This is a genomic window from Pseudomonas sp. (genome assembly GCF_049645325.1).
Classification (GTDB): Bacteria; Pseudomonadota; Gammaproteobacteria; order Pseudomonadales; family Pseudomonadaceae; genus Aquipseudomonas.
Genome location: NZ_JBARTQ010000536.1, coordinates 1 through 10,285 on the forward strand (window position 1 = coordinate 1; position 10,285 = coordinate 10,285).

The following is a 10,285-nucleotide window of genomic DNA, read 5'->3' on the forward strand; positions in this document are numbered from 1 at the left end:
TGTGGGAGCGGTGTTGAGGGTCAGATATCCGCCAACGCCGACACCAGAATCGCCTTGATGGTGTGCATGCGGTTTTCCGCCTGCTCAAACGCGATGTTGGCTGGCGATTCAAACACCTCTTCAGTCACCTCCACGCCGTTGGCCAGGTTCGGATAACGTGCGGCGATGTCCTTGCCCACTTTGGTTTCGCTGTTGTGGAACGCCGGCAGGCAGTGCATGAACTTCACGCGCGGGTTGCCCGAGGCTTTCATCATCTTGGCGTTGACCTGGTACGGCAGCAGTTGCTCGATACGCTCGTCCCACGCTTCCACCGGCTCACCCATCGACACCCAGATATCGGTGTGGATGAAATCCACGCCTTTCACCGCTTCTTTCGGGTCTTCGGTGATGGTGATGCGCGCGCCGCTTTCTTCGGCGAATGCCTGGCACTGCTTGATGAAGTCAGCGTGCGGCCACAGGGCTTTCGGCGCGCCGATGCGCACGTCCATGCCCAGCTTGGCGCCGATCATCAGCAGCGAGTTGCCCATGTTGTAACGGGCGTCGCCCAGGTAGGCGTAGCTGATGTCATGCAGCGGCTTGTCGCTGTGTTCGCGCATGGTCAGGGTGTCGGCGATCATTTGCGTCGGGTGGAATTCGGCGGTCAGGCCGTTGAACACCGGCACGCCCGCGAACTTGGCCAGCTCTTCGACGATTTCCTGCTCAAAGCCACGGTACTCGATGGCGTCGAACATGCGGCCGAGGACGCGAGCGGTGTCTTTCATGCTTTCTTTGTGGCCGATCTGCGACGACACCGGGTCGATGTAGGTGACGTGGGCGCCTTGGTCGTGGGCGGCCACTTCGAACGCGCAACGGGTGCGGGTCGAGGTTTTTTCGAAGATCAGCGCGATGTTTTTGCCCTTCAGGTGCGGACGCTCGGTGCCGGTGTATTTGGCGCGCTTGAGGTCGCGGGACAGGTCCAGCAGGTAATGCAGCTCGCGGGTGGTGTGGTGCATCAGCGAGAGCAGGCTGCGGTTGCGCATGTTGAAAGCCATGATGGATCTCCTTCGGTTTAGGTTATCCCCGTGGCCGGCGCCTTATGGGCGGCGGCCAAGGTTTGAAATTTAATAGTCGATTGGGTCGCGGATGATCGGGCAGGTCATGCAGTGGCCGCCGCCACGGCCACGGCCGAGTTCACCGGCGCTGATGGTGATGACTTCCACACCGGCCTTGCGCAGCAGGGTGTTGGTGTAAGTGTTGCGGTCGTAACCGATCACCACGCCAGGCTCCACGGCCACCACGTTGTTGCCGTCGTCCCACTGCTCGCGTTCGGCGGCGAAGCTGTTGCCGCCGGTTTCCACCACGCGCAGGGCCTTGAGGTTGAGGGCGGTGGCGACCACGTCGAGGAAGCTCGCGTCTTCACGGCGCACGTCGATGCCGCCGGGCTTGCTCTCGTCCGGGCGCAGGCTGAAGGCGACGATCTGGTTGACCACTTCCGGGAAAATCGTGACCAGGTCGCGGTCGCAGAAGCTGAACACGGTGTCCAGGTGCATTGCCGCACGGGACTTCGGCAGGCCGGCGACGATCACACGCTCTACCGCCTTGTGCTTGAACAGGTTCAGCGCCAGTTGGCCGATGGCCTGGCGCGAGGAGCGCTCGCCCATGCCGATCAACACCACGCCGTTGCCGATCGGCATCACGTCGCCGCCTTCCAGCGTGGCGTTGCCGTGGTCCTGGTCCGGGTCGCCGTACCAGACCTGGAAGTCGGCGTTGGTGAACTCGGGGTGGAATTTGTAGATGGCGCTGGTCAGCAGGGTTTCCTGGCGTCGCGCCGGCCAGTGCATCGGGTTCAGCGTTACGCCGCCGTAGATCCAGCAGGTGGTGTCGCGGGTGAACTGGGTGTTGGGCAGCGGCGGCAGAATGAAGCTCGAGTGGCCGAGGAAATCGCGGAACATCTCGATGGTCTTGCCGCCGAAGCTGTCGGGCAGGTCATCGGCGGACACGCCACCGATCAAAAACTCGGCGACCTTGCGCGGCTCCAGGCTGCGCAGCCACGAACCCACTTCATTGACCAGGCCGAGGCCGACCTGGTTGGCGGTGATCTTGCGCGCCAGGATCCAGTCCAGGGCTTCGGGGATGGCGACGATGTCGGTCAGCAGGTTGTGCATTTCCAGCACATCGATGTCGCGCTCGCGCATCTTGGTCACGAAGTCGAAATGGTCGCGCTTGGCCTGGGCCACCCACAGCACGTCATCGAACAGCAGTTCATCGCAGTTGTTGGGGGTCAGCCGCTGGTGGGCCAAGCCTGGGGAGCACACCATGACTTTGCGCAGTTTGCCGGCTTCGGAATGTACGCCGTACTTCACTTTTTCGGTGGTCATTACAGATCCTCCAGTTATCAACAATTACAAGGTCAGGAAACCGTCGTAGAGCCCATAGGCCGCCACCAGGGCGCCCACAACCACTGCGGCAAAAATCAGTTTCTCGACGTTGGTGAAAATCGGTTTGCCCAGTTCATGCTTGGCCTTGGCGAACAGGATGGCGCCGGGGGCGTAGAGCAGGGCGGACAGCAGCAGGTATTTGGTGCCGCCGGCGTAGAGCAGCCAGACCGCGTAGATCAACGCGACGGCGCCGATGAACAGGTCTTTCTTGCGCTCGGCGAGGGCGGTTTCGTAGGTTTCACCGCGCACCGCCAGCAGCAGCGCGTAGGCCGCCGACCACAGGTAAGGCACCAGGATCATCGAGGTGGCGAGGTAGATCAGCGACAGGTAGGTGCTGGCGGAGAACAGCGTGATCACCAGGAAAACCTGGACCATCGCGTTGGTCAGCCACAGGGCGTTGACCGGCACATGGTTGGCATTTTCCTTACGCAGGAACGCCGGCATGGTGTGATCCTTGGCCGCAGCGAACATGATCTCCGCACACAGCAGCACCCACGACAGCAGTGCGCCGAGCAAGGAAATGATCAGGCCGACGCTGATCAGCACCGCGCCCCAGTGGCCCACCACGTGCTCCAGCACGGCGGCCATCGACGGGTTCTGCAGCTTGGCCAGTTCCGGTTGGGTCATGATCCCCAGCGACAGCACGTTCACCAGCATCAGGAACAGCAGCACGGTGATAAACCCGATCACCGTGGCCTTGCCGACGTCGGAACGTTTTTCTGCACGGGAGGAAAAGATGCTCGCGCCTTCGATGCCGATGAACACCCACACGGTGACCAGCATCATGTTGCGCACCTGGTTCATCACGCTACCCAGGTCCGGGTTTTTCACGCCCCAGATGTCGGCGGTGAAGATGTCCAGCTTGAACGCGAACAGTGCGATCAACACGAACAGCACCAGCGGCACGACCTTGGCGACGGTGGTCACGAGGTTGATGAAGGCGGCTTCCTTGATCCCGCGCAGCACTAAAAAGTGCACGGCCCACAGCAGCACCGACGCGCCGATCACCGCAGCCGGCGTGTTGCCTTCGCCAAAGATCGGGAAGAAGTAACCGAGGGTGCTGAACAGCAACACGAAGTAACCGACGTTGCCCAGCCAGGCACTGATCCAGTAACCCCAGGCGGACGAGAAGCCCATGTAGTCGCCGAAACCGGCCTTGGCGTAGGCATAGACGCCGCCGTCGAGGTCGGGTTTGCGGTTGGCGAGGGTCTGGAACACAAAGGCGAGGGTCAGCATGCCGATGGCGGTAATCACCCAACCGATCAACACCGCGCCAACATCGGCGCTGGCGGCCATGTTTTGCGGCAGAGAGAAGATCCCGCCACCGATCATCGAGCCCACGACCAGCGCAACCAGTGCGCCTAGTCGAAGTTTTCCGGGAGTTTCAGACATTGCGTGACTCCAATGCAGGAGAAGAGAGACCACAGAATAATTCCGTGCGCTAATCAAACAGCTGACTCAGATCACTTCATTGGCACATTCCATTGTGAATTAATGACTTAAAGGCAAACTTGCGGGCAATAATGCCCCGCGGAAAAGCGCTTTCCAGAGCGGTCCTCCGTTGTTGTTAATCATTTAGTTCAAGGTACGGACGTTTGAAGCTAGTTCGTTTTGTGGAATGTGCAAACTTTTTCAAGCAACGTTGCCCAGTCGCTGAAAACTGGCAAAGTGCCTGCAATTTTTAAAGTCTAAATAAGCCTAAACTTTATAAACTGTCATGCCATTGCGTTATGAGCGTGGCGTTTTATCGCTGTCTTTAATAAACGCTACACTCGCTGAATTAATTAGTTGAGTGAACGATTGTCAGCTCAACGCGTTATTTATTCAGGAGTCTTCATGTCTCAACCGGTCCAGAAACTTCGGCTTGGCGCCCTGATTGCCCTGGTGGTGGGCTCGATGATTGGCGGCGGGATTTTCTCTTTGCCGCAGAACATGGCGGCGCGCGCCGAGGTGGGGGCCATATTGATTGGCTGGGGGATCACTGCTGTCGGCATGCTGACCCTGGCCTTCGTGTTCCAGACCCTCGCCAACCGCAAGCCTGAACTGGACTCTGGTGTGTATGCCTATGCCAAGGCCGGTTTCGGCGACTACATGGGGTTTTCGTCGGCCTGGGGTTACTGGATCAGTGCATGGATGGGCAACGTCGGTTACTTCGTGTTGCTATTCAGCACCCTCGGTTACTTTTTCCCGGTGTTCGGTCAGGGTAATACCCCGGTGGCCATCGCTTGTGCATCGCTGTTGCTGTGGGCGGTGCATTTTCTGGTGCTGCGCGGGATCAAGGAGGCCGCGTTCATCAACCAGGTCACCACCGTCGCGAAGATCGTGCCGTTGCTGATGTTTATCGTGATCGCCGCCGTAGCGTTCAAGGCGGACATCTTCACGCGCGATATCTGGGGCCTGGGCAACCCGCAATTCGGTAGCGTGGTCGACCAGGTGCGCAACATGATGCTGGTCACCGTGTTCGTGTTTATCGGCATCGAGGGCGCCAGCGTGTATTCGGCGCGGGCCGAGAAACGCTCGGACGTGGGCCGCGCCACAGTGATCGGGTTTCTCGGGGTGCTGGCGCTGCTGGTGCTGGTGAACGTGTTGTCGCTGGGCATCATGAGCCAGCCGGAACTGGCGCACTTGCAGAACCCGTCGCTGGCGGGGGTGCTGGAGCATATCGTCGGGCCTTGGGGCGCGATGGCGATCAGCATCGGCCTGGCGGTTTCGCTGCTGGGCGCCTTGCTGTCCTGGGCGCTGCTGTGTGCGGAAATTCTTTACGCCACCGCGCATGACAAGACCATGCCAGCCTTTCTGAAGAAGGAAAACGCCAACCAGGTGCCGGTCAACGCGCTGTGGCTGACCAACCTCATGATCCAGGCGTTCCTAGTCATTACGCTGTTTTCCCACAGCACTTACACCACGCTGATTTACCTAGCCTCCTCGATGATTCTGGTGCCGTACCTGTGGTCGGCGGCCTATGCGGTGCTGCTGAGCGCGCGTGGCGAAACCTATGCAGGTAGCCCGCGCCGACGTATCAAGGACCTGCTGGTGGGCCTGATCGCCCTGCTGTACGCGGTGTGGCTGCTCTACGCCGGCGGCTTGAAATACTTGCTGCTGTCGGCGTTGCTGTATGCACCCGGTGTGATCCTGTTTGCCCAGGCCAAGCGTGAGCAGGGCCTGGCCTTGTTCACCCACGTGGAAAAAGGCATCTTCGGCTGCGTGATCGCGGGCGCGGGGCTGGCGGCGTATGGGCTGTACAGCGGGGTGTTGTCGTTGTGAAACTGGCGTATCAGCCGCCCTACGATTGGGCGGCGATGGTGGGGTTTTTATCGTTGCGGGCGATCAACGGGCTGGAAACCGTTGAGGCCGGCGTGTACCGGCGCAGCATCAGCCTGGGTGGAAGGCAGGGTTGGATCAGCGTGGCACCGGGGGCGGGCGATTGGCTGGAGGTCGGCGTTGATTTTCCTGATCCGGCGGCGTTGCCGGAGATCGCGCGGCGCTTGAGGAGGATGTTCGACCTAGAGGCCCAGCCCCAACTGATCAACCCGAAATTGGCGGACGACCCGTTGATGGCGCGGCTGGTTGCAGCCCGTCCTGGCCTGCGCGTGCCGGGTGCGTGGGACGGCCTGGAACTGGCGATTCGCGCGGTGCTTGGCCAGCAGATCAGCGTGGTGGCGGCGATCCGTCTGGCGGGCAAACTGGTTGCGCATTATGGCCAGCCGCTGGAGACACCCCACGCGGGTATTACCCACGTGTTCCCGACGCCCGAGGTGCTGGCGGCGGCGGACCTGGCGACCTTGGGCATGCCCAAGTCCCGGGGCCGGACGTTGTCCGCGGTGGCCCAGGCATTGCTGGATGATCCGGATCTGTTCGAGCCCAAGGCCAGCCTCAAGGAGGGCGTGGCACGGCTGGTCGCGTTAGCGGGAATTGGTGACTGGACAGCGCAGTACATCGCCATGCGCCAATTGCGCGAGCCGGATGCGTTTGCTTCCGGAGACATTGGCTTGATCAATGCGCTGGCGGCGTTGGAGGGCGAGCCGATTTCGGCGCGGCAGTTATCCGCGCGGGCAGAGGCGTGGCGGCCGTTGAGGGCGTATGCGGCGCAGCATTTATGGACCTCTTTGAGTCGGGCGGATTGATGGCGCCTGTAAGGGCCTCATCGCAGGCAAGCCCGCTCCCACATTTGGCCGCGTACAGCCTTTGAAATATGGTCAAAAATGTGGGAGCTGGCTTGCCTGCGATAGCGGTCTTCAGGTCACCACTGAGCGCGGTGTGAGCCCAATTCTCCCGCCGGCAAATCCCACTGCAATGGCGTGCCGCTGATGCTCAGCGGTGCCAGCAGCCGATGGGCCTGGCCCCAGGCGGTTTGCTCTACCAGCAAACCTTGATCGCTCGCCTCTTCCGCCCGCAACGCCGGTTGTTCCGGCACTTCCCCAGCGTCCACTAACAGCTTCGCCGTACGCGCCAATGACAACCGCGCCGATCCGCCACGGCCGGACTTCAATCGTTGGCTGAACGCTTGAATCGCGCTGGCTGCCATCAGGTATCCGGTGGCGTGGTCCAGCGCCTGCAGTGGCAGCGGCAGCGGTTTGTCCGCGTGTTTCCAGGCCATGCCGGCGTCGGCGATCCCGCTGCTCATCTGCACCAGGCTGTCGAAGCCACGGCGATTGCGCCACGGGCCGCTCCAGCCGTAGGCATTGAGGCTCACGTCGATCAGGCCGGGCGCAAGGGTTTGCAGCTCATCGGCGCTATAGCCCAGTTGCTCCAGGGCATCGGCGCGGTAGCCGTGAAACAGGATGTCGGCGTCTTTGAGCAGGCTTTCGAACATCTGTCGGCCCTCGGCGCTTTTCAGGTCGAGGCGAGCGCAGCGTTTGCCCAGGGTCATTTCCGGCACCACGCCGGGTTCGTTCCAGCTGGGTGAGTCGATGCGCAGCACGTCGGCGCCAAGCCCGGCGAGAAACCGGCTGGCCACGGGGCCGGCCAGCACGCGGGTCAGGTCCAGCACCTTGACCCCCGCCAACGGGCGCGCCACCGAGCCGAGCCAGGGTTTGTCGGTGGTGGTTTCGAAGGTCTGGCGCTGCACCAACGCTTCAGCATTCACCGCCAGCCCTTGGGGATGGGTTTGCCAGGCCAGCAACGAACGCATCTGCGCTGCGCAACCGCCCGCATCGACAATCGCCTGCTCCAGTTCGGCGGCGTTCCACGCGGCGACTTTACTGGCCATCTCGGCGCGGTCGTTGACCTCGCCCAGCACGCGCTCGGCGGCGGCACGGTGATGCGGGGCGTTGGTGTGCAACCGAATCCAGCCATCGGCGCTGGCGTAGTCGCCGGCCACCGGGTCCCACAGCGGCGGCACTTGCCAGCCCACCGGGCGAATCGAGGATGAAAACCATAAGGAGGCGAGGCGCCGGTCCACACTCACACTGGGCAGGCGCCCGGTCTGTTGTTGGATCAGTTGGGCGACGGCCTGGCCGGCTGCGCCGATGCAGGCGGCAGCCAGCTCGGTCACGGCGAAGGTCGAGGGCAGGGCGCCGGCTTCGTTAAAGGTCAGCGGGGTTTGCGGTAAATCGAGTGCGGCTTGGATGGGTGTCAGCAGGTCAGTCATCAAAGGCCCTCCGTAAGAGAAGGGCCACTATAGAAGATCATCACACCGGTGTGACAACTCCCGGTTCCAACGGCAGGTCGATGCTGGCAATAAACCCGCCGTCAGGGTGATTGGCCAGGATCAGGCTGCCGCCATGCCGTTCCGCCGCGCGCCGGGCGATTGCGAGGCCCAGGCCGTGGCCTTGTGCAGCCTGGCCGGGGGCGCGGTAAAACGGTTCGCCCAACTGGCTCAGGTGTTCAGCGTCCACGCCGGGCCCGTGGTCGCGCACGCTGATGAGAATGCGCTCGCCCTGGCGTTGGGCCTGCAATTGAATCGGTTGGCCTTGCGGGTTGAAGCGCTGGGCGTTGCGCAGCAGGTTATCCACCGCGCGTTCAATCATGGTGGGCCAGCCCTTGAGGTGCAGATCGGTTTCGGTGGTCAACTGCACGAGCTGCTCGGGGGCACTCAACTGCGCATCCTTTTGCAGAGTCTTGAGCAGCGGGTTGAGGTCCATGTCTTCGGCGCTGGCGTTGTCGGCATCCACGCGGGCGAGCACCAGGATTTCGCTGATCAGCGCTTCCAGTCGGTCGCATTCGCGGGTCAGGCGTGGCCAGAGGCGTTCGCGCTCTTCGGGGCCGGCGCGTTCGGCCAGCGCCAGGGCGATGCGCAGGCGGGCCAGTGGTGAGCGCAGTTCGTGGGACACATCGCGCAGCAACTGGCGCTGGCTGCTGATCAAACTTTGCAAGCGCGCGCCCATGCGGTTGAAGTCGGTGGCCAGCACGCCAAATTCATCGCGACGGTTGGCCAGCTGCGCCAGGCTGTTTTGCTGATAGGTGGTCTGGCCCAGGTCATGCACCGCGCCGCGCAGGCGGCTGAGCGGGCGGGTGATCGAGAGCGTCACCAGCAGGCTGAACAGGGTCAACACCACCAAGGCGATCGCCAGCGCACTCAATGGCCAAAGCAAGCTGCTGCGGTGCCAGGCGTCCAGCTCCGGGTGGGGAATGCGGTAGATCAGCAGGTACGTGTCACCGGTTTTTTCACTGGTGTACTCGGCGGTCAGGCGCCGCCAGGGCAGGTGGCCGTCCTGACTGTCATTTTGCCGGGCTTCAAAAGCGGCGGCGCGGCGCGGGAAGGTGCCGCGCACCACTGGGTCGCCGCTTTCGTTCAGCACTTGCACGTCGATGTGGTACTGGCGTTTGCGCTGCTGCAGCAATTCCTGGGCGGCGTCCTCACCCTGGGCTTCGTAGAGTTGCGTCCACTCCTGCGCCAGGTTGTTGAGGCCGGGATGGCGGCTGAGAATCCACGCGTCCTGGTTGAGCATGTGCCCAAGCAGGATCGACAACCCGGCAACCAAGGCGATGGCCAGCCAGAAACTGGCCAGGATCCGCCAGAACAATGAACGCACAGGAAACCCTCAAACAGGAAAAGCCCAGCGGCGGAGGCCACTGGGCTGGGGGAACGCTAGATCATTATTGCGCTTTTTGCGGTTGTTGGGCTTTCCAGGCCTGGAATTCCTTCCACTCGGCGCGGCGCTCGGCTTGTTTCTTCACGATCTCGTCGAATTTCTTCTGTTGATCGGGCTTCAGCACGGCACGGATGTCGGCTTGGGTTTTCTGTTTGCCGGCGGCGATTTCGTCCTGCATGGCTTTCTGGTCAGCGGCCGGGAGTTTGTCCAGGTACTTTTTGACCAGGTCTTTGCGGGCGTGCCATTGGTTGCCCATCAGTTTGCCGATTTGCTGGCGCTGTTCTTTGCTCAGGTCCAGCTGGCTGAAGGGGCCGCCTTTGCCACGCGGACCGTGTTCACCGCCGTGGCCCGGGCCACCCATCATGTGGCCTTCAGGGCCGCCCATCGGGCCTTGGCCTTCTGGCATGGCGGCCATGGCAACAGTTGGCAGGGCGGCGGCGAACATCAGAGCGATAAGGGTCTTGCGCATGGTGATTCTCCTGTCTCTATTCCGGTGAGTCCGGATGTGAGTAGGTTACGGAGATCAAGGTCAGCGGCGGTCAGGTGAGGGTAAAGCTTGGGTAAAGAGGGGATTGGTGGGGGCTGACAAAACTTTTTGGGCTGGGCGGGTGGTGGGTTGGGGGCATATCCGTTATTTGGGTGATGGCTTCTATTGGTTTCGCTCTTACAGCGACTCACTTTTGGTGGAGCGCAAAAGTAAGCAAAACGCTCTTGCCCCTCCACTCGGTGCCTCGTCTAGGCTCGGCATGCCCGCACTCCGGCTTGAATCCGTGGGCCGCCGCCACGCGCCATCCATGGCGCGGGGCGGCTAACCCGGCATCCTTGCCGGGTTAC

The 10,285-nt window shown here is 62.0% G+C and carries 8 protein-coding genes; 2 read left to right on the forward strand and 6 right to left on the reverse strand.

The window, feature by feature from the left end; all coding sequences use genetic code 11:
- Positions 1 to 20: 20 nt before the first annotated feature.
- The 3 genes from WBB95_RS22585 to arcD (WBB95_RS22595) all read right to left on the reverse strand — a co-directional run bounded on the left by WBB95_RS22585 (position 21) and on the right by arcD (WBB95_RS22595) (position 3,809).
- The gene (locus tag WBB95_RS22585; protein WP_003220053.1) at positions 21 to 1,031 is read right to left on the reverse strand and encodes an ornithine carbamoyltransferase; all 1,011 of its coding nucleotides are present in this window, start codon (positions 1,029 to 1,031) and stop codon (positions 21 to 23) included.
- 69 nt (positions 1,032 to 1,100) lie between these two features.
- A complete protein-coding gene (arcA, locus tag WBB95_RS22590; RefSeq protein WP_424489591.1) occupies positions 1,101 to 2,357 on the reverse strand; it encodes an arginine deiminase in 1,257 nt (418 codons plus the stop codon).
- Positions 2,358 to 2,381: 24 nt separating this feature from the next.
- On the reverse strand, positions 2,382 to 3,809 hold the full coding sequence (gene arcD, locus WBB95_RS22595) for an arginine-ornithine antiporter (RefSeq protein WP_424489592.1): 1,428 nt from the start codon (positions 3,807 to 3,809) through the stop codon (positions 2,382 to 2,384).
- A gap of 444 nt (positions 3,810 to 4,253) precedes the next feature.
- Here arcD (WBB95_RS22595) and arcD (WBB95_RS22600) point away from each other — a divergent pair, with 444 nt between their 5' ends.
- Positions 4,254 to 5,681 (forward strand): arginine-ornithine antiporter, encoded by a 1,428-nt coding sequence (arcD, locus tag WBB95_RS22600; protein ID WP_424489593.1) that lies wholly within the window; start codon positions 4,254 to 4,256, stop codon positions 5,679 to 5,681.
- Complete coding sequence (locus WBB95_RS22605; RefSeq protein WP_424489594.1) at positions 5,678 to 6,541, forward strand: DNA-3-methyladenine glycosylase family protein; 864 nt, start codon at positions 5,678 to 5,680, stop codon at positions 6,539 to 6,541. Before arcD (WBB95_RS22600) ends, WBB95_RS22605 begins: the two co-directional genes overlap by 4 nt.
- A 116-nt stretch (positions 6,542 to 6,657) precedes the next feature.
- Here WBB95_RS22605 and WBB95_RS22610 read toward each other — a convergent pair whose 3' ends face one another.
- The 3 genes from WBB95_RS22610 to WBB95_RS22620 form a co-directional block, all read right to left on the reverse strand.
- Complete coding sequence (locus tag WBB95_RS22610; RefSeq protein ID WP_424489595.1) at positions 6,658 to 8,007, reverse strand: CoA transferase; 1,350 nt, start codon at positions 8,005 to 8,007, stop codon at positions 6,658 to 6,660.
- 40 nt (positions 8,008 to 8,047) lie between these two features.
- Entirely contained in the window at positions 8,048 to 9,391 is a 1,344-nt protein-coding gene (locus WBB95_RS22615) for a sensor histidine kinase (RefSeq protein WP_424489596.1), read from the reverse strand.
- A gap of 64 nt (positions 9,392 to 9,455) precedes the next feature.
- Positions 9,456 to 9,920 (reverse strand): LTXXQ domain protein, encoded by a 465-nt coding sequence (locus WBB95_RS22620; RefSeq protein WP_424489597.1) that lies wholly within the window; start codon positions 9,918 to 9,920, stop codon positions 9,456 to 9,458.
- Positions 9,921 to 10,285: the final 365 nt, after the last annotated feature.